The organism is Shewanella sp. Isolate13 (genome assembly GCF_022398325.1).
In the GTDB taxonomy this organism is placed as follows: domain Bacteria; phylum Pseudomonadota; class Gammaproteobacteria; order Enterobacterales; family Shewanellaceae; genus Shewanella.
In genome coordinates this window covers 32,111-52,500 of the sequence record NZ_JAKEVD010000006.1, presented here as the reverse complement: position 1 = coordinate 52,500, position 20,390 = coordinate 32,111, and the positions used below count along the sequence as shown (strand labels likewise).

22 protein-coding genes are annotated in these 20,390 nt (G+C 43.5%); 9 read left to right on the top strand and 13 right to left on the bottom strand.

Annotation, left to right across the window (positions count from 1 at the left end; all coding sequences use genetic code 11):
• Positions 1–86: 86 nt before the first annotated feature.
• Together L1D44_RS05805 and L1D44_RS05800 are read right to left on the bottom strand one after the other, a co-directional pair.
• A complete protein-coding gene (locus tag L1D44_RS05805; protein ID WP_239889242.1) occupies positions 87–1,070 on the bottom strand; it encodes a glutathione S-transferase family protein in 984 nt (327 codons plus the stop codon).
• Positions 1,071–1,115: 45 nt separating this feature from the next.
• Positions 1,116–1,565, bottom strand: coding sequence for a DoxX family protein (locus L1D44_RS05800; RefSeq protein ID WP_239889238.1), 450 nt, complete (start codon positions 1,563–1,565; stop codon positions 1,116–1,118).
• Between the two features lie 214 nt (positions 1,566–1,779).
• Here L1D44_RS05800 and L1D44_RS05795 point away from each other — a divergent pair, with 214 nt between their 5' ends.
• Positions 1,780–2,697, top strand: a complete 918-nt coding sequence (locus L1D44_RS05795) for a LysR substrate-binding domain-containing protein (protein WP_239889236.1) — start codon at positions 1,780–1,782, stop codon at positions 2,695–2,697.
• A gap of 174 nt (positions 2,698–2,871) precedes the next feature.
• Here L1D44_RS05795 and hppD read toward each other — a convergent pair whose 3' ends face one another.
• Together hppD and L1D44_RS05785 are read right to left on the bottom strand one after the other, a co-directional pair.
• Entirely contained in the window at positions 2,872–3,912 is a 1,041-nt protein-coding gene (gene hppD, locus L1D44_RS05790; protein WP_239889235.1) for a 4-hydroxyphenylpyruvate dioxygenase, read from the bottom strand.
• Positions 3,913–4,002: 90 nt separating this feature from the next.
• Positions 4,003–5,163 (bottom strand): homogentisate 1,2-dioxygenase, encoded by a 1,161-nt coding sequence (locus tag L1D44_RS05785; protein WP_239889234.1) that lies wholly within the window; start codon positions 5,161–5,163, stop codon positions 4,003–4,005.
• 154 nt (positions 5,164–5,317) lie between these two features.
• Here L1D44_RS05785 and L1D44_RS05780 point away from each other — a divergent pair, with 154 nt between their 5' ends.
• Together L1D44_RS05780 and L1D44_RS05775 are read left to right on the top strand one after the other, a co-directional pair.
• Positions 5,318–6,211 carry a LysR family transcriptional regulator gene (locus L1D44_RS05780; protein ID WP_239889232.1) on the top strand — a complete coding sequence of 298 codons (894 nt, stop codon included), beginning with the start codon at positions 5,318–5,320 and terminating at the stop codon, positions 6,209–6,211.
• 364 nt (positions 6,212–6,575) lie between these two features.
• Positions 6,576–6,935: a DUF6508 domain-containing protein gene (locus tag L1D44_RS05775; protein ID WP_239889356.1), complete on the top strand. Its 360-nt coding sequence runs from the start codon at positions 6,576–6,578 to the stop codon at positions 6,933–6,935.
• Between the two features lie 89 nt (positions 6,936–7,024).
• On the opposite strand, the gene L1D44_RS05770 is transcribed toward L1D44_RS05775, so the two are convergent.
• Positions 7,025–8,017 carry a cytochrome-c peroxidase gene (locus tag L1D44_RS05770; RefSeq protein WP_239889230.1) on the bottom strand — a complete coding sequence of 331 codons (993 nt, stop codon included), beginning with the start codon at positions 8,015–8,017 and terminating at the stop codon, positions 7,025–7,027.
• A gap of 258 nt (positions 8,018–8,275) precedes the next feature.
• Complete coding sequence (locus L1D44_RS05765; protein ID WP_239889229.1) at positions 8,276–8,503, bottom strand: PGPGW domain-containing protein; 228 nt, start codon at positions 8,501–8,503, stop codon at positions 8,276–8,278.
• A 333-nt stretch (positions 8,504–8,836) separates the two neighbouring features.
• On the opposite strand from L1D44_RS05765, the gene L1D44_RS05760 reads away from it, so the two are divergent.
• Positions 8,837–9,556: an ABC transporter substrate-binding protein gene (locus L1D44_RS05760; RefSeq protein ID WP_239889355.1), complete on the top strand. Its 720-nt coding sequence runs from the start codon at positions 8,837–8,839 to the stop codon at positions 9,554–9,556.
• A gap of 41 nt (positions 9,557–9,597) precedes the next feature.
• The gene (locus tag L1D44_RS05755; RefSeq protein WP_239889227.1) at positions 9,598–10,374 is read left to right on the top strand and encodes an alpha/beta hydrolase; all 777 of its coding nucleotides are present in this window, start codon (positions 9,598–9,600) and stop codon (positions 10,372–10,374) included.
• On the opposite strand, the gene L1D44_RS05750 is transcribed toward L1D44_RS05755, so the two are convergent.
• Positions 10,371–10,778: a YccF domain-containing protein gene (locus tag L1D44_RS05750; RefSeq protein ID WP_220768732.1), complete on the bottom strand. Its 408-nt coding sequence runs from the start codon at positions 10,776–10,778 to the stop codon at positions 10,371–10,373. The two genes, L1D44_RS05755 and L1D44_RS05750, sit on opposite strands and share 4 nt — an antisense overlap.
• A 368-nt stretch (positions 10,779–11,146) precedes the next feature.
• Here L1D44_RS05750 and L1D44_RS05745 point away from each other — a divergent pair, with 368 nt between their 5' ends.
• On the top strand, positions 11,147–12,061 hold the full coding sequence (locus tag L1D44_RS05745; protein WP_239889226.1) for a pyridoxal-phosphate dependent enzyme: 915 nt from the start codon (positions 11,147–11,149) through the stop codon (positions 12,059–12,061).
• A 192-nt stretch (positions 12,062–12,253) separates the two neighbouring features.
• On the opposite strand, the gene L1D44_RS05740 is transcribed toward L1D44_RS05745, so the two are convergent.
• Positions 12,254–12,427, bottom strand: a complete 174-nt coding sequence (locus L1D44_RS05740) for a hypothetical protein (protein ID WP_202721980.1) — start codon at positions 12,425–12,427, stop codon at positions 12,254–12,256.
• A gap of 501 nt (positions 12,428–12,928) precedes the next feature.
• Between L1D44_RS05740 and L1D44_RS05735 the strand changes: the two genes are divergently transcribed.
• Positions 12,929–14,542 (top strand): mechanosensitive ion channel family protein, encoded by a 1,614-nt coding sequence (locus L1D44_RS05735; protein WP_239889225.1) that lies wholly within the window; start codon positions 12,929–12,931, stop codon positions 14,540–14,542.
• A 62-nt stretch (positions 14,543–14,604) separates the two neighbouring features.
• Here L1D44_RS05735 and L1D44_RS05730 read toward each other — a convergent pair whose 3' ends face one another.
• The 3 genes from L1D44_RS05730 to L1D44_RS05720 form a co-directional block, all read right to left on the bottom strand.
• Positions 14,605–15,270, bottom strand: coding sequence for a ChrR family anti-sigma-E factor (locus tag L1D44_RS05730; protein WP_239889223.1), 666 nt, complete (start codon positions 15,268–15,270; stop codon positions 14,605–14,607).
• On the bottom strand, positions 15,263–15,907 hold the full coding sequence (locus L1D44_RS05725; protein WP_239889219.1) for a sigma-70 family RNA polymerase sigma factor: 645 nt from the start codon (positions 15,905–15,907) through the stop codon (positions 15,263–15,265). Before L1D44_RS05725 ends, L1D44_RS05730 begins: the two co-directional genes overlap by 8 nt.
• A gap of 70 nt (positions 15,908–15,977) precedes the next feature.
• A complete protein-coding gene (locus L1D44_RS05720) occupies positions 15,978–16,544 on the bottom strand; it encodes an LON peptidase substrate-binding domain-containing protein (protein ID WP_239889214.1) in 567 nt (188 codons plus the stop codon).
• A gap of 199 nt (positions 16,545–16,743) precedes the next feature.
• On the opposite strand from L1D44_RS05720, the gene L1D44_RS05715 reads away from it, so the two are divergent.
• Positions 16,744–17,688 carry a chemotaxis protein CheV gene (locus tag L1D44_RS05715; protein ID WP_239889210.1) on the top strand — a complete coding sequence of 315 codons (945 nt, stop codon included), beginning with the start codon at positions 16,744–16,746 and terminating at the stop codon, positions 17,686–17,688.
• Between the two features lie 44 nt (positions 17,689–17,732).
• Here L1D44_RS05715 and L1D44_RS05710 read toward each other — a convergent pair whose 3' ends face one another.
• Together L1D44_RS05710 and L1D44_RS05705 are read right to left on the bottom strand one after the other, a co-directional pair.
• On the bottom strand, positions 17,733–18,377 hold the full coding sequence (locus L1D44_RS05710) for a hypothetical protein (RefSeq protein ID WP_239889209.1): 645 nt from the start codon (positions 18,375–18,377) through the stop codon (positions 17,733–17,735).
• Positions 18,378–18,461: 84 nt separating this feature from the next.
• Positions 18,462–18,821: a DUF2750 domain-containing protein gene (locus tag L1D44_RS05705; RefSeq protein ID WP_239889207.1), complete on the bottom strand. Its 360-nt coding sequence runs from the start codon at positions 18,819–18,821 to the stop codon at positions 18,462–18,464.
• A 424-nt stretch (positions 18,822–19,245) separates the two neighbouring features.
• Here L1D44_RS05705 and L1D44_RS05700 point away from each other — a divergent pair, with 424 nt between their 5' ends.
• On the top strand, positions 19,246–20,373 hold the full coding sequence (locus L1D44_RS05700) for a lytic murein transglycosylase (RefSeq protein ID WP_239889354.1): 1,128 nt from the start codon (positions 19,246–19,248) through the stop codon (positions 20,371–20,373).
• Positions 20,374–20,390: the final 17 nt, after the last annotated feature.

Genomic DNA, 20,390 nt, shown 5'->3' with positions numbered 1-20,390 from the left:
AAACAGAGCGGTAGCTCTTGTTATCAATGAGCGATACGAGCATCAAATATTATATTGGCTGATATATCTGCGTTGGATCGTATGTTTTAGCTAAATTGCTCATCTCTAGCATGAGGAACAGTCCAATCTTGTCTATGGGTTATTGGGACAATACCATAGGGGTTTATCGCTAAATGGCTGGCATAGTAATGACGTTTTATATGTGCTTGATTAACTGTTTTAGCAATATTAGGTATTTGGTATAGCTCTAACATAAAGCGATAAAGATTGTTGTATTGCTCGATTAGCTTTAGGTTACACTTAAAGTGCGTGTGATAAACCGAATCAAAACGTACCAAGGTAACCCACAAGCGCCAGTCTGCTTCTGTCAGCTCATCCCCTGTTAAATATCGCTGTGTCGATAGCTTGCTCTCTAGCTGTTCAAGTGCCGAAAATAGGGCGCTAACATTTTTATCGTAGGCTTCTTGTGTCGTCGCAAAACCTGTTTTGTACACGCCATTATTAATGTTGTGGTAAACCCGCTCGTTCTCAATATCAATTTTTTCCCGTAAATGCTCTGGATAAAAATCAAGTGTATTGCCGGTAATGTCATTAAAAGCACTATTGAACATGCGAATGATTTCTGATGATTCATTGTTAACGATGACGTTGTTTTTTTTGTCCCATAAAATAGGTACGCTATTCACGCCGCTGTAATTGAGGTCTTGAGAGAGATACTTGTCAGCAATATAGCGATCCCCGTATAACTCATCACCCGTTGTGCCATAAAGCAATGCAGATGCTTCATCATGCTTAAAGCTCCAGCCTTTATCATGCATATCTGGATGCACAACACTTACGGTAATTAAATCCTCTAAGCCTTTTAGCTGGCGGAAAACTAAGGTGCGATGCGCCCATGGGCAGGCAAGTGATACGTATAAATGATAACGGTCAGCTTCAGCTTTAAATCCTCCATGTCCGCTAATGCCGGCACTGCCATCTGGGGTTATCCAATGCCTAAATTGTGACTCTTTACGCTGATACTCGCCATTTTTGATACTGTTGTTCCAGCTGTTCTTTACTGATGTCATGGTAGGAGCCTCGAGTTATAAGTTGGTTTCTGCTTTTACACTTGATTAAGCCAAACGCTGCGCGACAGTGTTATCTACAGACAACTTACCTGCGCCACTAAACACTAATGAAATTGATATAGCTAACAATGTCAGCGCGAACTCGTAACCATTGTTTGCCATGAATAAGCCGTTATCAATATGGGCACTAACAATAGCGACGATCATAGTGATGGCTAAAACAAAGCTGGTTGGTCTGGTGAGCAACCCGGCTATTAATAATATACCGCCGAAAAACTCAACGCTGCCGGCCATTAATGCCATTAAGTAACCGGGCGTTAGTCCAATAGACTCCATCCATTGTCCCGTTCCCTCTAAGCCATAACCACCAAACCAAGCAAATAGTTTTTGTGCGCCGTGAGCCATAAAAATGATTCCAGCAATTAAACGTAGTGGTAGTGCTGATACTGATTGTTCAGTTTTAGTGATGTTGCGAGCAATGCTTTTAATGTTCATGGTTTCCACCTTAATCCTATTTTAAATATCGTTTTCTTGAGCCATTGATAATGGCTGTTTGTTAATATGTCACTATTGTATAAATTGAATAATTGTTGAATAACCCCTAATATTTGCTTTATTTGTTCAAAAATACTGAACAATTGCTGTGAGCTATAAGTAGCTCACTTTTGTCAGTACAAAACTTGGCTTACAAGTAATGAAGGGTGAAACAATGAATACACCTCCGCTTAGCATTGAAGCATTATTGGTCTTAGATGCGATTGAACATCGCGGCAGTTATGCCGCAGCAGCAGAGCAATTAAATAAAGTCCCTTCTGCACTTTCTTACATAGTGCAAAAACTAGAAGAACAATTAGGCGTAACTTTGTTTGTACGACAAGGAAGGCGAGCAGTGCTTACACCAGCAGGTAAGCATTTATTAGCGGAAGGCCGTAAGCTCTTATCTGCAATCAATACTTTGTCAGAGCAAACGCAAACTATCGCCAATGGCTGGGAGCCTAAAATTCGCATCGCTTGCGACTCCATTATTGATATCAATCCTGTATTTACTGTCATACAAGCATTTTTATCTGAACATCAAAACATTGAAGTTGATGTGCAAGAAGAGGTTATGAATGGCACTTGGGAAGCATTAATTGAAGATAAAGTCGATTTAGTGATTGGCGCGCCAGCTCCGGTACCTAATCAAAAAGGGATCAGAGCAATAAAGACTGGGGAGTTAAACAGTGTATTGGTTGTTAGTAAATCGCATGAGCTTGCAGCCAAGGTATTGCACGCTATAGCGCCGGTTCAAGCAAGTGAACTCAGTCAATATCGAAACATTATTGTGCATGATACGGCGAAACATGAAATTCCATGGTCAGCTAACTTGCTCCAAGGTAGTCAACATTTTTATGTGAGTTCTATTACGCAAAAGGTTGCTGCGATTCTTGCTGGGATAGGTATTGGTCACTTACCACAATCTATGGCTCACCGCTATATTGCATCTGGAGAGTTAGTTGCAATTGAATTAGAAGATAAACCAGCACCTCAAGAGTTGTTTATGGCGTGGAAAATAACAAATAAAGGTAAAGGGCTGAATAGGCTAAAAGCGATGTTACTAGAGGAAAAAAACCTAACGCTTAAATGACTCAATGCATGTTGAGAAATTTTATGCATAGATCAATCTACATCGAGTCTGTCCAGTTTTCTAAGCATTCAAGGTTAAAAGCAACAGCTCAAGCGCTTTAATGGTTTGAGCGGTTGCCTTTGTGCGTACACTGAGATCTATAGTAGTGAGCCGCTTTGGTGCTTCATTTGTTAGTTAAAGTACACCGCGGCGCTGCTGATCGCGCTCAATGGACTCGAACAGCGCCTTAAAGTTACCTTCACCGAAGCCTAGGTTATTCTTACGTTGGATGATCTCGATAAAGATGGGACCAAAAAGGTTCTTGGTAAAGATCTGCAGTAGGTAACCACTCTCGTCACCGTCCACCAGAATTTGGTGGTGCTTAATGCGCTCGCGGTCTTCAGTTACCTGGGGGAGCTTTTCGAAGATGGTGTCGTAATACTCAGGGATGATATCTAGAGTCTGAATCGATGTGCCCTCCATCGCATCGAGTGAAGCCACAATGTCACGGCTTCTAAACGCGAGGTGCTGTACGCCCGGACCATCGTATTCACGTAGATACTCATCAATCTGGTTTTTATCGTTACCTTTACCTTCATTAATTGGAATACAGAAGCTGCCATCTGGCGAGCGCAGGGCATAAGAGATAAGTGCCGTTTGCGAACCTTTGATGTCAAAGTAGCGCACTTCTGTAAAGCCGAAGATATCTTTATAGAAATTTGACCAATACTCCATAGTGCCTTTGTAGACATTATTGGTAAGGTGGTCGACTTCAATAAAACCTTTCTCTTGAACGATGATCTGCTCGTCTAAGTCTTCAAAGTCAGTTGCATAGATATTATCGTCTGCACCAAAGGTATCGATAAAGTAAATTAAGCTATCGCCAATGCCGTAAATGGCAGGATAAGGCATATCTTTTGCGGCTTCATCGGCGGGTTTTGCGCCGCGTGCTACCGCACCATCGAAAGCAAGCTGCGCATCTTCAACGCGCCAGCCCATAGAGCAAATCGCCGGGCCGTGACTCTTAGCAAACTCGGCAGAAAATCCTTTGCGCTCGGTATTCAATAAAAAGTTAATGTCATTCTGTTTGTAGTACAGAATTTCTTTTGATTTAGACTTCTTTAGTAGTGAAAATCCGAAGTCGATAAAGACCTGATGCATGAAGTCTTGTTCTGGTGTCGCAAACTCGGTGAATTCGATGCCGAGTAGGCCCAGTGGGTTTTGTTCGCTTGCCATTGTTGTGTCCTCTGTCAATTTGTTGCTACATACCAGCCATTCTATTGATGGCTTCTTTTGATAGCTTAAAGTCTTGAAAAATCGCCTTGGTTAGCTTTCAATCCAAGAGCGGTTGTAGTCGTTGCTCATGCAGTGCTTTACATGTTCTGTTAGCTTCAGTGGGGCGAAAGTATCGACCATCACCGCGTATTCGTAAGTTTCGGTTTTACCGATGGAGGCTTCTGTTTTACCCGGCTGTGGTCCGTGGGGAACCCCTTTTTGATGTAATGTCATATAGCCCGCTTCAATGCCTGTGCGGCTCATAAAGTCGCCATCGACGTAATAAAGCACTTCATCACTGTCGATATTGCTATGGTAATAAGGCGCTGGAATCGATTCTGGATGGAAGTCATATGGGCGTGGCACAAAGTTACAGATCACAAAATTGTGAGCGGTAAAAACCAAGTGGTCAGATGGCGGCAGGTGGATCTTGCCAACCTTAGGTGCATATTCTTGGATATTGAACGCCCAAGGGTAAACGCAACCGTCCCAACCCACGAGATCAAACGGGTGCCACTCAAGTGAGGTCAATTGGTACTTGTCGCCAAATTTACACACCAGTGGAAAATCGCCTTTTTCGACAATGGCCTCTTGTAGCTCAGGTGTGCGCAAGTCGCGCTCACAATAGGGGGCGGATTCGAGCATCTGGCCATATTCATTTCGAAAATGCTTAGGGACTTCAACCATGCTCGATGATTCGATGACAAATAGGCGTACATTGCTGTAGTTATCAAACTTTAATTGGTAAGTGGTGCCCCGTGGGATCACGAGATAATCCCATTTGTTGACGGTTAGTGCGCCATATTCGCTTAACAGCGTACCTTGACCTTCGTGAACAAAGATAACTTCATCGGCATAGGCGTTGCGGTAAAACTCGTCACAATCTTCGCTGACTTTGGCGGTATACATAGCCACATCATTATTAAAGAATATCTTGTTACGAGCACTGAAGAAGTTACCACCGCTGTCAGCTTTTTTAGTGTCAAGCTTATAGTTCTGTACTAAAGAGTCTTGCCAGTCTTCACCATGGGATAGGCTATAGGGACTCACCGCCAATGCCTTAGTTGGCATGTTGTGATGGTACTTATTGGAGTAGATATTAGAAAAGCCGTGGGTAGAGAACAGCTCTTCACGATAGAGTTCTCCATCGTCTTTTTTAAATGTGATATGGCGCTTAGGCGGCACCATTCCCTGCTTCACATAAGATGGCATATTCGCTTTCCTTCGGCGCTCAAGCGCACTTATTAAGATAATAATGTGATCTAGATTCAATTTAGTTGCTTGGATGAGCAAAAAAAAGAATAATAATTAACCTAACTCAATCGAATTTTTTGATGGTCAGCTTTGGTTTACGGGAGAGAAGTTTATGCGCATCGATGTCGACGCTTTTAAAGTGTTACAGGTATTAGTCGAAGAAGGCAGCTTCGCTAAGGCCGCAGAGCGCCTGCATAAGGCCCAATCTGCGGTGAGTTATCAAGTGAAGAAGCTCGAGCAACATCTTGGTGTAAACCTTTTTTGTCGCGACCAATATCGGGCCGAGTTGACTCCCGAGGGAGAAGTTATCTTGGCTGAGGGGCAAAAGTTGCTGCAGTATCTGGCCAATATCGAACATCTCGCCAGTCGATTTAGTGAAGGCTGGGAGCCTAAGCTTGAGATCATTATCGATGGTGCTCTGCCGATGAATCCGATAATGCGGGCGCTGAAACGGCTCTCGCAACTACAGCTGCCGACAAAGGTTCAACTTAATATGGAGTTCTTGGGGGGCGTTCAAGATAGGTTCGAGCGAGACAGTGCCGATCTGATGTTAGTTAAAGATTACCGCACTGGCCCTAATTATCGACCTCAACCACTGCCGCAGATCACCAGTGTATTGGTGGTCAGTGCTGAGCACCCTTTAGCGAAAGAGCAAAGCCTGAGCTTATTCGAACTTCAGCACCATGTGGAGTTGACCATCGAAGATTCTTCGGCCGATAAACATTACCGAGATGAGTTGCAGTTTGGGGGAGATAAGGTGTTTTACCTCTCAGGCTTTATGATGAAGAAAGACGCACTCATGATGGGGCTAGGTTTTGGTTGGATGCCGGATTTTCTCATTGAAGAGGAGCTTAGCCGTGGCGAGCTTGTCGAAGTGGATTTTAGCGGTGGCAGCCGCTACAGCTTTACCCCCCAGCTGGTTTCAACCATGGAGCGTCCACTCGGCCGAGCAGGACGCTTGTTTACCAGCTTAATTATGGAGGAGTTTGCTTCGGAAAATGCTTAGAGCGAGGCTAGAACCAACGCTTATCGCCGAACGTCTGCCAATTTTACCCACGCTAGAATTGCAGAATGCATATACAAATGCGACTAGACCTTTGGTATTGCCGCTGTGTAACAAGATTCGAGGTGAGCTGGCATAGCGGTTCTTTTTTCTCTAGGAGTCGAATGTTAATTGGCTAAGGAATTAATTAACCAATTGAATTTAAGATTTTTAACTCAACTCTAAACGTTAAGCTTGAGTTCAGTTTATATTTATTAGAATAGCCTTAATGAAGCTTGGTACAGCATATGCAGACTTAAGTTAGTAGCCGATTATCGCCGGCGTCAATTAAAGATGTATAGCTACCTAGGTTAGGTGGAGGTTTATGATGAACAACTCAATTTTGCAAGGTTACGTTACTAGCCTGTACAGTAAGTATGTAAGCGATCTTAAGCTAGGAGAGCATCATGTCTCCGATAAAAGGCTGCAAGAGTTTGTCGCCGATCTCAAGAAGGCTGGTATCTTACTGGAGTCATTTAATTGGAGCGAGTGGTATCAGAATAGCCATATGGTGGATAGACCCGAATACATAGCCGATGCGTCATTTTACGAGTGCCAAATCCTGTTAACCGCCATGGCACGTATCGATAGGTTTAGCCCCGGGATCTTAAGCAATATGCGTTGCCAAGGGGTGTTAATTGCCATCTTGGATCGTTTTCAAAGCCTCTATTATCAAAAGGCTGTTTAATAAGATATTTTCCGCACAAGCCCTTATAGCTATAAAATAGAAAGAGCCGCAATATGCGGCTCTTTTGGTTTGCTTATGATTAAGCGCGCTTAGCCTTCAAATGGCACAGGGCGAGGCGTGTTCTTGTTAGACGGTGGCAAGATTGGTAACACGATTTGTGGCTGCTCACCAGTTAAAGTATTAAGGAATGCAACCATCTCTTTCACCTCTTTATCTGATAGTTTCTGCCCAAGCTGAATATCGGCCATGGTGTTAACCGCTTCTTCAAGCTCCCAAACGCTGCCGTCATGGAAGTACGGGTAGGTAAGCTCAATATTACGTAATGTTGGAACCTTGAATACAAACTTATCGGCTTCTTTACCTGTAACGCCTTTTCTACCCACTGCTGGGTTATTGGTGTGGAATGGCTTAATAAGGCCCATCTTCATGTACATGGTGCCACCAACAGCTGGGCCATTGTGACAGCTTACGCAGCCTTTATCTTTGAATAGTTGGTAACCCGCCTTGGCTTGCTCCGAAATTGCATCTTTATCACCCTGAAGGTATAGATCGAACGGAGCGTTTGGTGTGACTAAGGTTTTTTCAAACTCTGCAATCGCGTCGGTGATCATATCGATGCTAACGTCTTTAGAGTCATAAACTTTTTCAAAGCGTGCCTGATAAGCAGGCATAGATCGTACAGTGTCTACGGCTAGCTCATGGCTAAAGCCCATCTCTTTAGGGTTGGCGATCGGTCCACCCGCTTGCTCTTTAAGATCTTTGGCGCGACCATCCCAAAACTGTGCTAGACCATACTCTGCATTAAGTACGGTAGGAGAGTTTATTGGGCCTTCTTGCCAGTTATGACCGATTGATGTCGGTAGTGCATCGACGCCACCGATAGATAAGTTGTGGCAAGAGTTACATGAAATGAAGCCTGACTTTGATAATCTTGGTTCGAAAAATAGCATTTTACCAAGTTCTACTTTCTCTGGGTTGGTGATCACAGCCGCAGGGATAATTTCAATGGGTTCTTTCGCGGCATTTGCGCTGACAGATAGGGTAGAAAGTAGTGCGATGGAAAGTAAACTAAGCTTATTCATAATGGCCTCAAGTAAACATTGCAGTTTGTAGGGTTAATTTATGAGGCAATAATAGTGAGCTTTGGAAAAAGAATATAACGCTTTGTTTCGATTAGGACTATCGTGGATTTGGATTGATATTTTGCGATATAGGTCGCAGACAGGCTACCTAATGTTAGGTAGGTTGAGCAAGTATTAAGCGAGAGTGGCAGTCCTAATCGTCATTAGAGCTTTATTGAGGTAAAAAACCGTTTAAGAAAAGCCAAAACGGTCTCATTATTATTTGTTCAGCTTTCGAAGTAGTATTTTTCTATCTATCCAACGTGCTGTTTGACTGAGGTGATCTTGGCTTTTCTTCAGCCAGTGGCGTGCCCAAGGATATTCGAGACTCAATACTGCAAGGCCTATGGGCAGCAGCAACCAAGCCGGCCCTGGCAGAATGATTAATAGCGTGCCAGCGAGCGTCAGCGTTGCGCCAACTAGCGTAATAATTGCTTTTTTCATCATATAGTCACCTTTCTTCAGTAATCTGTTTTTCATTGCTAACTATCAGTGTAAACCAAAGTTAAAGTGATGATTTGGCTTAATTGTAACAAAGACTCCTTAGATGAAACCTAGGTGGGTTTCGGCCAGAACTCCTGAACAGAGCAGGGCTGCGACTGGTGTTATCCAAGGTTTTGACTAAAATATTGGAGTAGTTAAAGCAAAGCGCTGACAGCGTAGCAAGGGAGAGTATATCGGCAGTTGCTGTGAGTTTAAGGGGGGAACGTGAGATCCGCTCTTAACGTGTCTATTCAGTTTTCAACCGTTTGGCGAGCTTTTTGGAGAAGGCTCGCTAGAATCTGTTTGTGCCTATGGTTTATCGGCTTTTCAAATACCATTTATGCAGACACTTTATATTTGACGTCACTACACTGGCCGCCTTTTTCAGGCGCACAGTTAAAGAACCAAGGCGCCAGCATTGCAGTTGCGAGAGCGGCTTTGGAGGCGGTAGGACATACACTCGTTGTAGATTTCTACCCTTGGAGTCGAGCCGTTAGAATGGCATCGCGTAATGACTCTAAATATTCAGGTTACCTCCCCGAATATGCTTATCCGACCGATAAGTTTATTTTCTCAGTGTCTATGGGGAGAAGTGCTCTAGGTATAGTGGAGCAAAAGTCACACCCTATTAGTTGGATGCAACAAAGCGATCTTAATCACTATACGATAGGGGTCGTTAAAGATTATGTGAATACCAGTGAGCTTGACAAGATGATTGCTCAAGGTAGCCAGCCTTTTGAAGCGGTCGCATCGGATCAGCATAATTTGAATAAGGTGGCTACCGGTCGGATAGACGCAGCGATTATCGATGAGCATGTGCTGCAGTATCTGCTTGCCCAACCGAACATGGCACATATTAGAGACAAACTTCAATTTAATAAGAAATTATTGACCCACAAAGAGCTGTTCATTGCATTTAAAAATAATGCGGATGGACGCAAATGGCGGGATCGCTTTAATCTGGGAATAACCAAGATAGATACACAGAAGATTTTGAAGCAAAACATGGCCCAATAGGGGGGCTTAGTGCGGTTTTGACCAAAGAGAAAGGAGCATGGGTGGCAACTGTGGTGTTAATTCGCGGTTTGATGCGGGATAAACGACATTGGAGCGAGTTTGCTAATTTGCTGCAAAAGAGAATGCCTAATGGCGGGCAGGTTATCTCGCTAGATATTTTAGGTAATGGTGACTTTGTTCATAGCAAGAGCCCATTGAATATTGATGAATATGCCAAGGAACTCCTTTTACGCCTTCGCCGGATGACCAGTGATGACTGTTATCTCGTTGGGCTATCAATGGGCGGCATGATAGCGCTGCAGATGGCAAGTCTTCAGCCGCAGCCGGAGAGCACTGCCTGTGACGGTAAAATAAAAGGTCTGGCTGTGCTTAACACTAGCGCGGCAAATTTGTCACCTTGGTATCAGCGTTTTCAAATTGGGGCGGTATTTAGCGCATTTCGTCGCAGAGTTAAAGCCCCGAAGAGCAGTCTACTGGAAGCCACGATTATTGCCTTAACGAGTGTGACTCAAGGAAATAACTTCCATCTAGCGCTTAAGTGGACTCAATACCGAGTGAAAATCCATACGCGTTTTACCAATGCACTACGGCAAGTTTGGGCCTGTTGGCAGTTCAATTGTCCGACTGTGATTGGTGTACCGATAACGCTAGTGAGCGGTTTGGAGGATAAGTTGGTTAATCCGGACTGCAGTCAAAAGCTTGCTCGGTACTATCGGAGCAAGCTTGTAGAGTTTGACTGCGCAGGACATGACTTGAGCTTAGATTGTCCCGAAAAGCTTTGTCAGCAGCTAATCGAGAGTTTCTTTGCAAAACCTTAAGCTTTTGCAACCACAGTTTGACCGATAGGCGTTAAGCTCAAAATGGCTAACTTTAGGTGCTGAAAGGCAAATGGGATCCCTATGATGGTGACGGCACAAGCCAGCGCATGGACGATATGACCTATGGCTAACCAGATCCCGAAAAATAGGAACCAGATAATGTTCCCCACCATGCCAAATGCACCGGTACCAATATCTTCGTTACCTGTCAGTGTGCGTCTGTTGATGGAGTCTTGTCCAAAAGGCCAGAATGTCATTTCGCCGATCACAAAACAGGCTCTACCGAATGGGATGCCAATAATACTGATAAAGCAGAGCAGGCCAGCGAGCCACCATGCGAGTCCCATCACAAATCCACCTAAAACAAACCATGCAATATTAAACACTAAACGAAGTACTGCCATTAACGGCTCCTTATATTTACACTCGCCCTTGTGGGCAAATCATACTTTAGCGATTTTCGTGCCAAATATGTATTTTATTGTATTTTAAAGGGTTATTTAGATTGCTGTCGGGTGGGAATAGCGGGTTTGACTAATAGTTAGCGATTTAAACACCGTGAATAATGGCGATTGACTAATTGATGTTTTCAATTCAATCGCGCCATTTATCACGGCGTTAAATGATTACGCACAGTAAGAGATAAGGTTTACAATGGCGACATTAGTCAGAATCAAACGATAAATTAACGGCTAACGAGTTCATCATCAGGCATTGTCGTTTGAAGTGACCCTCGTTAAAGCATTAATAATGGAATGTGAGTGAATCGCCTTTGTTAGTTAATACCCCTGTAGAGTCAATGAGTTTTAATGGTATTCAGATCTATGTAAAACGTGACGATCTGCTCAGTGAAGCCTTTTCTGGCAATAAAGCCCGCAAATTTGCTTACTTTCTCGATAATGATGTCGTAGGGAAAAAGGTTTTGGTAGGTCATGGCTCACCCGTTGCCAACTCCCTATATTCCATGTCGGCACTCGCCAAACTTAAGGGATTACAGTTAGATTTCTATGTCGATCATATTGCCAAGCAGGTACTCGCTTCGACAGTTGGCAATTATGCTCAGGCTATCGCTAATGGCGCCAATGTGATTGACCTATCTAAAGTTGCCGACCGAGAAGAGTTGAGTTGCATCGAATATATCGAGCAAAAAGTGCTACCAGCAAACGATGAATTGTTGTTTGTACCCGAGGGGGGGCGCTGTGAGTATGCAAGGTATGGTGTCCACAAACTGGCTCAAGAGGTTATAGAGTGGGCTAATGCGCAGCAATTAAGCCAGTTACGGGTCTTCTTACCCTCTGGTACGGGAACGACTGCGGTATTTCTCAGTGAGTTCCTGGCGATGAATGCGCCTCATATCCAAGTATTTACCTGTGCTTGTGTCGGAGACCGCGAATATTTAAAGCAGCAGTTTACCTACCTTGTTGCGGATGAGAGTTTGCACCCACAGATTGTCGAGTTAGATAAGAAGTACCATTTCGGTAAACTGTATAAGCCATTTTACGAGATGTATAATAAGGTTTGTGCATCAGGTATTGAGTTCGAACTGCTGTACGATCCCCTAGGTTGGATGTGTGTTGAGAAATTGCTCGAGAGCGATTCGAAACCGCCAATGCTTTACATTCATCAAGGTGGCTTATTGGGTAATGCGACTATGCTGCCTAGGTACCAACGTAAATATGGCTATTAGCAAGGGAAATAGGAACAGGATGAAAGTTTCCATTTGGTTAGGCTTAATACCTTTTAAGGTATGGCCTAACCCAAATGAATTTGACTAAATAGCTGAGTAGATGTTTCAGTCCTATTCGTTTGCCTATGAAGACAAACATTCGATACGGTGAGAGGAGGTGTATCGAAGAGTCAGTTTTTAGCTGTTGCTAGCTTATTTATTACCAGACAATAACCATTTCATAAATGATAGCGCTTCGGTACGCTTAGAAAAGGTCTGTCTATTTTTGCCTCGACTGTCGGTAAAGGCGATTGATGTTTTGTTGACTGAAATTGAGTCTACTGGAAAGTTAACGGTAATTTCATGTCCATTTACTAGGTATGACATATGGCCACACTCCTTATATTTATTGCTACCTATTATCGGTAGTGTTTTTTAACAATAAGATATCCTTAGCATTTTTGCGAAAGATGAATTTTAAGTTCTATGTGAGAGTACTCATCTTTTTATGCTTATACAAGCAGCTTATGTTCAATAATATCTGTAAATATGCTTACTAGATCTCAAAATAAACATAAAACAAGCAGCTGAAGTTAAGCATAAAGTTATGACAGTGATATGACTGTCAATAAAGATGATTTAACCTGTTGAGATAACGCTTATGTGGGGATCGAACGACGAATCGTGGATTTTACAACTGACTATCTAAAAGGGACTTTCTTAAAAACTGGGCGAATTATATTCAGTAAAAATGCCTTGTCAATAAGCTAAATGGAATTTTTGTCTAAATAATTGCCATAATAAAGTGTTAACAAGGAGTTGGAGTTTGTTAAGGTAGCGGTAGTGCTGCCGTGACAGCAAGGGAACCTATTTTTGAATGGAGTCTATATGCCGCTGCGAATTATCTATACCGTACTCCTGTTTATGGTATTTTCGACCTCGTTTTTTACTCATGCAACTGGAATTGTATCGGTAGCCAATAAAGCCAAACAACCTACCGAAGCGTCTGAACCTCTGTTAGCCAAACAGGAGTCCTATGACTATAAAGACAGTCTATTTCGAGACACGCCAAGAGGCACGCTAGCTGGCCTTTTTGAAGCCGCATTTGAGCAAAATTATGACAAGGCTGCCAAATATTTAGACTTACGTTACCTGCCCGAAAGCATGGATGCCGATCTAGGCCCTGAATATGCTAAGCAATTAATCGCCATTATCGAGCGTAATATCTGGGTTAATTTGCAAGAGGTCGATGATACACCCAGCGGAAGCAGTAATGATCAACTGCCCAATTACCGGGACGCCTTCGGCCGAGTCGAGGTGAAAGGCAGTGAAATTACGCTATTACTACAAAAGGTTCCTGACAAAGAGCTAGGCTCAATCTGGAAGGTCTCTAACGCGACGATTGCAAAAGTACCGCTGCTATATAGCGAGTTGGGCTATGGCCCCGTGGTCGAATGGTTTGTACAGCATATTCCCCAGGGGCATCTGTTTAAGTTAAACCTTTGGGAGTGGGCACTACTCGTTTGCTATCTAGTACTGGCTTTATTGGTGGTCATACCGATCACTTGGATCGCTAAAAAGGTCATTTTGCGCAGTGATTACCAGTATAAAGAGGATGTCGCTCATCTGGTTGTAGGTCCATTTCGTTTACTGGTTGCATTATTGCTGGTAAGAGCCTGGATGGCGCACACTACGCTGTCTGCTAACGTGATTGAAGTGGTGAATACAGGCGTCTTACTCTTAATTGCAGTGATCTGGTTTATCTGGTCTTTGACTGACGTCATTCAAAACAGTTTGCGTTTACGTTGGATAAATCGAGGCAATAGTCAGAGTGCGTCTTTGTTGAGGCCTCTAGCTAATTTTACTCGAGTCATGCTGGTGGCATTATCGGTACTTATCTGGCTAGAACATTTGGGCTTTGATGCATCAACGATATTGGCAGGTTTAGGTATTGGTGGTATTGCTATCGCTTTGGCATCAAAGCAGTCAATTGAAAACTTTATTGGTACGATAACCCTCTATTCTTCGGCACCAATTAAAGTAGGAAATATTGGCCGTTTTGGCAATATTACCGGCACGGTAGAAGAGATTGGACTTCGTTGTACCCGCATTAGAACCATAGACCGTTCGGTGATCAATGTACCCAATGCACGATTATCGGAGATGGATATTGAAAACATTTCCGAAAGGGAAAAAATCCGTCTGAAAACGGATATTCGCTTAGATTATCGGACAACGACAGAGCAGATCCACAATATCATCGATGATATACGCAGCCTGTTAGAAGAACATGAGAAAGTGGAGGAGGCTCCACTGAGAGTGACTTTTAAAGGCTTTGGTCTATATGGATTACAACTCAATGTGTTCGCTTATATTGGAACCACTGATTTTGCTGAGTTTCAGTTGGTGTCAGAAGAGCTACATTTCGGGATCATGAATGTAGTGAGTAAGCATGGTTCACGCATTGTGCCTGTTGTGCCTGTTGCAGCAACACAGGCTTAATGTTTTACCACATTGAAAAAAGGTCGCGATTGCGACCTTTTTTGTTTGCACTGCATCCTAAGCTAATAAATGAGTTCACCAATAGGGTTAAGCAGTTTACTAATGCCCTTAGTAAAGTGCAGTGGTGCATCTACTACGGTATAGCATAGACACCCATTAGTCGTCTTAGGAGTGTGTTTATGTTGAGCATCAAGCTCTATAAAATCACCTGGCACATATTGGCTAAACTCATCTTCAAAAGATCCTGATAGTAGAAGGGTTATTTCACGTCCTGTGTGGGTGTGTTCGGGGATTTCCCCATTCGCATCGATATGTAACAAGCTTGCACGTGCAGTATCATCATCTGCATCTAGTCGCATACGACTTATTTTTCCAAACCCGCTCCATGACTTATTCGCTTGTTGGCTTAAAGCGCGAGGCAGTTGATATTGATAGCCATTAACTTGCACTATTTTTCTAGATGTTGAGTGGCTAGTTTGGGGCGTTGCTGGTAGCCCCATGATTTGATCCATCATATCGCTAAAGTCCATTTCAGTGTTTGTTGCCTCAACTGATGGCCTATTGTCAACGAGACTTGCCTGCGCCACCTGTTCGGTAAGTACATTTAGCTTGTGTCTACATTCCGCACAAAGTTCACAATGGGCAGATACTGCATTGGCAAGACCTAGATGCAATTGCCCCTGAGCGTGCAGTAATAGCATCTCTTGTTTTGGATGATACTTAATCATAATCTTTCTCCAAAATACTTCTCAGTTTCACAAGGCCTAGTCTAAGTCTCGATTTTATTGTGCCTAAAGGCACATCCAATTTGCTGGCGAGTTCTTGTTGGCTTAATTCCTGAAGATAAATCCCTTTTACTACTTGTCTTTGGCCAAGTGGTAGGGCATCAACATGTTTGAGTAACTTTGCGGTGAAGACATGGTCTGGGTGTTCTTCTTCAGTTGAGTTTTCAAACACTGGCCAAATATCATCTGCAAATGTGTCTTCTTTGTTGTGCTGCACCTTTCTAAGCATATCAAAGCAGCGGTTTCTCATAATCGTAAACACCCAAGTGGTGATTGAACCTTTATCTCTATTGAAAAGGTGGGCTTTGGTCCACACGGTTGTCATGGTATCTTGCACTAAATCGGTTGCTAAGCCTTGATTGGCGAGTTTTTGATTACCAAAATTAAGGATTTTTGGCGCGAAGTAGCTAAAAAGCAGCGCATATGCCTGCCTGTCACGATTGTCGGCCACTTCCGACAAACTTTTAGTGAGCGTGTCGATAATCGCTTCTGTGTTCGTGTCGTCCATAGAGTGCTTATTAGTTATGATATAAGCTTTATCATAACCACTTTGGCGACATTGTGATTGAATATTTTGCATTCTTACCACTCTTTGATAAAAGGCTGTCGTTGTCTGCCCTAAAGATATAGTGAGTGATACGAAAGCAAATTTAATTTAGATCACTTTCTTGCAGCAGATCATCTAACATGCTTAACGCAAGACGATGGTCTTTGGCTGCGATGCAGTGTTGTTTGTCGATAGCGGGTAAAGGCAAGATCTCTAACCACCTTTGGCAAATCCATGCTAAGTCGTTGAAGTTTTCTATATTATAGCGAGTCAAGTGAGTGGGGTAATGAGTCATTAACTCCCTTAATACCTGCGTAAGCTTTTGTTGGTTGTTTGCTATTGGAATAGGATCCCAACCTGGCAAAATAGTGACTTTCCCCCTTTTTAAGCCATCCTTCTCATTAGTAAAGTGCTCAAGTTTGAACCTTTCTATTCCAGAAATAGTGATCCCCAGTAATCCATCTTCTAAGGTTTCAAAATCGATAATCTTACAGCGGGTACCAATTGGCAGCAGCGTTTGTTTATCTTCATCTAACATGCACACACCAAAACCAAGCTCATTGTGTAATGACTCTTTTACTAAGCGTTGATATCTAATTTCAAATATCCTCAGTTGCGTAAATCCGCCAGGTAAAATACATACTGAAAGTGGGAAAAGTGGTAATAACATAATAATCACTGCAGTTGTGGCCTGTTTTGCTATACGTCTGTAGTACAAGTAATGATCAGTTTATGATTCAGCTACCGATTTTTGTATTGTTGGCAAGTTATCAAGGTTTAATAAAATAGCCGAATTGTGGCGTGGATAAATGATTTCTAAGGGAAATTCTTTATAATCGGATAAAAATGATAAAAACTAAGGGACTGTAATGACTCAAATGCTGGCAAGTGTCGATCAACGTACTAAGCTCGTTGGTGAAAACCGACTTGAGCTATTGCTGTTTCGGATCAGTGTCACTCAGCTCTTCGCGATTAACGTTTTTAAAGTGAAAGAGGTGGTTAAAGTTCCTAAATTAAGTGCTATGCCGGGCAGCCATAACAGTATCATCGGAGTCGCAAACCTGCGTGGAATGTCTATACCCGTTATCGATCTGAGAAAGGCGATAGGTTTTAGACAGTCCGTTATTCAGCCTGAAAGTAATCTTATCATTACCGAGTATAACCGTTCAGTTCAGGGGTTCTTGGTTGATAAGGTTGAGCATATCGTTAACCTGACCTGGGGCGATATCATGCCGCCACCGAAAACGGTAGGCCGAGATAACTACTTAACCGCAATAACACGTATCGAATATCAAGATAAGCAAGAACTGGTTTCTATTATCGATGTGGAGAAGGTACTTGCTGAGATCATTCATTACGACATTAAGCTGTCAGAGGGGGTCCTCGATGAGCGTCTTTTACCTCAGATGCATGGTCGTCGAGTATTAATTGTCGATGACTCGGCAACCGCGCGGCGACAAGTGCGCGAAACGCTCGAGCAATTAGGTTTAGAGGTGATTGAGGCGACAGATGGCTTAGTCGCACTGAACCTTTTAAAGCGCTGGTGCGATGAGGGTAAAGTGATAACCGATCATATTTTAATGCTGATCACCGATGCCGAGATGCCTGAGATGGACGGTTACAAGCTTACCCATGAGGTACGCAGTGACAAACGCATGGCAGACTTGTTTATTACCTTAAATACCTCCCTCAGTGGTAGTTTCAATAATGCCATGGTCGAAAAAGTCGGCTGCGATCGCTTTATCTCTAAGTTTCAGCCGGATCTGTTGGTAGAGGTGGTGCAGGACAGATTAAGAGAGAGCTTAGCTGTTTAGCTAAGCTCTGCAAAGGAAGAGTCGCAAACTCATTTAGAGCTAAGTTATTCTGCGTGCTCTTCTCTTAACTCTCGTAATACCTGCTTTTTTAATTCAGGCACTGCAGCAATATTGATCTGGGCGATACGCACCGCAAAGCCAAACCTGTCTTTACCCACAATAGCGATAACATCTTCTAGAAAGCGTTTGTCGAGGGTAAATTGCTTGCCATAAAACGCTATAGCCTGGCTGACCGAACGATAACTCACGCCATCGAAGCTAAATGAGGCGTCATAGCCATAATCGTCGATGACAACACCGTTAAGACTCAGAGGCCAGCCGCTATAGTTAACTCTATCTCGTGCGATCTCATACATCATCCAGCCGCTTTTCTTAAAGCCACCGAAGACCTTGTCCTCGAACTCAGATTCCTCTAGCTCCTGCTTGGTCCAATTCACACCGATGGCAAGGTGTTTCTCGTAGATCCGCATTAGCTCATCTTTGACCGCCATTTTACAGTCCCAAATCGAGGTCAGCTTATGCTGTTTGGCGAGTCTTAAGCATTCACCGCAGCAGGGGACCGTTAAAGAGGGGTGAGGAGTGTAGGTTTCTTTTAGATAACTCCACTGCTGATTGCTAGGCTCGCCGCAAAACCAGCAACTATGCCTGCGGTCAAAGGGGATATCGATTAAGGGGGCTAAATCCTGCACTGAAACGTTTCCTTTTTATAAAAACAAAGCGCACAACGGATTAGATTGTGCGCTTTGGCAGTTTCATCATTTTAAGACTAGGGTTTACTCTTTTTCAATGTCCACAAGCGATGTGGCTAGAACGATAGGGTCGACTTCTTGGCAATCTTGATCGGCAATCCAATCTACGCCAATCAGTACGCCGTCATCGTTAAGGTCGCTAACCCAGAACTCTAGAAACTCTTCAAGAGTGATCGCGACAGCTTTGTAGTCTTTCCATTCGTCGGTACAGTGGCTTTTAGCTTGCGCTTCTTCTGACCATAAAGGCATCACGTCTGTGGCTTCATATTCAGAAGAGTCGCAGACAACCCAGCCTTCACCTGTCTCATCTTGAAGACCCCAAACAACTTGGGATAGTTTTACGTTGTTGATGAAACTTTCTAATGCAGGAGTCACTTCAGTCATGATTAATCTCTTGTTTGGTTAGATATCGATTAGCTATCGAAAGACGAGCTTTAATGAGTAATAGTCTGCAGTTGGCGTCGGATTTTAGCAAGTTATTTAAGGTATATATCTAAGTTGATAGTGGATAAAAGCAGGATAATCCAGCGACATTCGTTTGCAAACTGAGCACTTGCAACACAAACATCATTTGGTCGTAAAATTTAAGTGAATTTAGTCTATATTATGCAGCGAACATAGTATGATATTTTACAAAGGTTTGATTAAACAATACTCAAGGTTTAGGTGAGATTAAGTGTGTTTAAGGAAAGTTTAATCAAACAGAGTCATTTTATACGTTACAGTCATTCATTTTGGGAGTCTTCAATTGTTAAAATCAATCCCCCTGGCTACAGCGCTTCTTCTTTCGACCTCTGCTGCTTACGCGGTGGAGCAGCCTAATTGGGCTAGTTGTGTGGCCAGTCTACAACAGACGGCTAAATCTGAGGGTTTATCTCAGCAAACTATCGAGCAAACCTTGGCAAACGTGAAATATGTGCCAAGAGTGATAGAGCTAGATCAAAAGCAACCGGAATTTAGTAGCTCTTTTGAGAATTACTTCAGCAAACGTGTCACCGACTGGCGAGTGGAGCAGGGGCGTAAGCTCTACCGCGAGCATAAAGTGCTATTACAAAAATTGGCAAAGGAGTATGGGGTTCCGCCTCAGTACCTGTTAGCGTTCTGGGGACTAGAAACTAACTTTGGATCCTACAAGGGCAAGATGTCGGTGTTAGACTCCTTGGCGACCCTTGCTTGCGATCCAAGACGAAGTCGCTATTTCACAACTGAGTTAATGCAGGCATTAAAGCTTAAAGAGCGTTATAACTTTACCGAAACCGATATGGTCGGCTCTTGGGCTGGTGCAATGGGGCACACTCAATTTATGCCATCGGCCTATGCAAAATACGCCATTGACGGCGATGGAGATGGTAAAGCCGACCTGTGGAACAGTACTGAAGATGCGTTAACCTCTGCGGCGAACTTTTTACAAAACCTTGGCTGGAAGCGCAACGAGCGTTGGGGACGAGAAGTGACACTACCGGCAAACTTCTCTTATGCTCACCTAGGTAAGGCCGAAGCGCAGCCACTGGCTCGTTGGGCGGAACTTGGGATCACTCAGGCTAATGGTTCTCCATTAAGTACGCCAGATATGCAGGCTGCACTGTATCTACCATCGGGGCATACCGGGCCCGCATTCTTAGGCTATGACAATTTTGATGTGATCATGCGCTGGAACCGCTCAACCTTTTACGCCATTGCTGTCGGCCATCTTGCCGACAGGATTAATGGCGGCGTAGCACTTAACGTGACGCCGCCTAAGATGCCAAATCTTAGCCGCGCTCGTGTGAAAGAGTTACAAAGCCAATTAAATACCCTAGGTTATGATGTCGGCAAGCCCGATGGTATTTTAGGGGCGAAATCATTGAAAGGGCTGAGAGCCTACCAAAAGAGCCAAGGATTAGTTGCCGATGGCTATCCCGACGAGGCTACGTTTAACGCATTGAAAGTTAAATAGAGTTGCAAAATGCTAGG

Coding starts and splice junctions, on each gene's coding strand:
- L1D44_RS05805 (WP_239889242.1), bottom strand. CDS start 1,070: ATGACATCAGTAAAGAACAGCTGGAACAACAGTATCAAAAATGGCGAG.
- L1D44_RS05800 (WP_239889238.1), bottom strand. CDS start 1,565: ATGAACATTAAAAGCATTGCTCGCAACATCACTAAAACTGAACAATCA.
- L1D44_RS05795 (WP_239889236.1), top strand. CDS start 1,780: ATGAATACACCTCCGCTTAGCATTGAAGCATTATTGGTCTTAGATGCG.
- hppD (WP_239889235.1), bottom strand. CDS start 3,912: ATGGCAAGCGAACAAAACCCACTGGGCCTACTCGGCATCGAATTCACC.
- L1D44_RS05785 (WP_239889234.1), bottom strand. CDS start 5,163: ATGCCATCTTATGTGAAGCAGGGAATGGTGCCGCCTAAGCGCCATATC.
- L1D44_RS05780 (WP_239889232.1), top strand. CDS start 5,318: ATGCGCATCGATGTCGACGCTTTTAAAGTGTTACAGGTATTAGTCGAA.
- L1D44_RS05775 (WP_239889356.1), top strand. CDS start 6,576: ATGAACAACTCAATTTTGCAAGGTTACGTTACTAGCCTGTACAGTAAG.
- L1D44_RS05770 (WP_239889230.1), bottom strand. CDS start 8,017: ATGAATAAGCTTAGTTTACTTTCCATCGCACTACTTTCTACCCTATCT.
- L1D44_RS05765 (WP_239889229.1), bottom strand. CDS start 8,503: ATGATGAAAAAAGCAATTATTACGCTAGTTGGCGCAACGCTGACGCTC.
- L1D44_RS05750 (WP_220768732.1), bottom strand. CDS start 10,778: ATGGCAGTACTTCGTTTAGTGTTTAATATTGCATGGTTTGTTTTAGGT.
- L1D44_RS05740 (WP_202721980.1), bottom strand. CDS start 12,427: ATGTCATACCTAGTAAATGGACATGAAATTACCGTTAACTTTCCAGTA.
- L1D44_RS05735 (WP_239889225.1), top strand. CDS start 12,929: ATGCCGCTGCGAATTATCTATACCGTACTCCTGTTTATGGTATTTTCG.
- L1D44_RS05730 (WP_239889223.1), bottom strand. CDS start 15,270: ATGATTAAGTATCATCCAAAACAAGAGATGCTATTACTGCACGCTCAG.
- L1D44_RS05725 (WP_239889219.1), bottom strand. CDS start 15,907: ATGCAAAATATTCAATCACAATGTCGCCAAAGTGGTTATGATAAAGCT.
- L1D44_RS05720 (WP_239889214.1), bottom strand. CDS start 16,544: ATGTTATTACCACTTTTCCCACTTTCAGTATGTATTTTACCTGGCGGA.
- L1D44_RS05715 (WP_239889210.1), top strand. CDS start 16,744: ATGACTCAAATGCTGGCAAGTGTCGATCAACGTACTAAGCTCGTTGGT.
- L1D44_RS05705 (WP_239889207.1), bottom strand. CDS start 18,821: ATGACTGAAGTGACTCCTGCATTAGAAAGTTTCATCAACAACGTAAAA.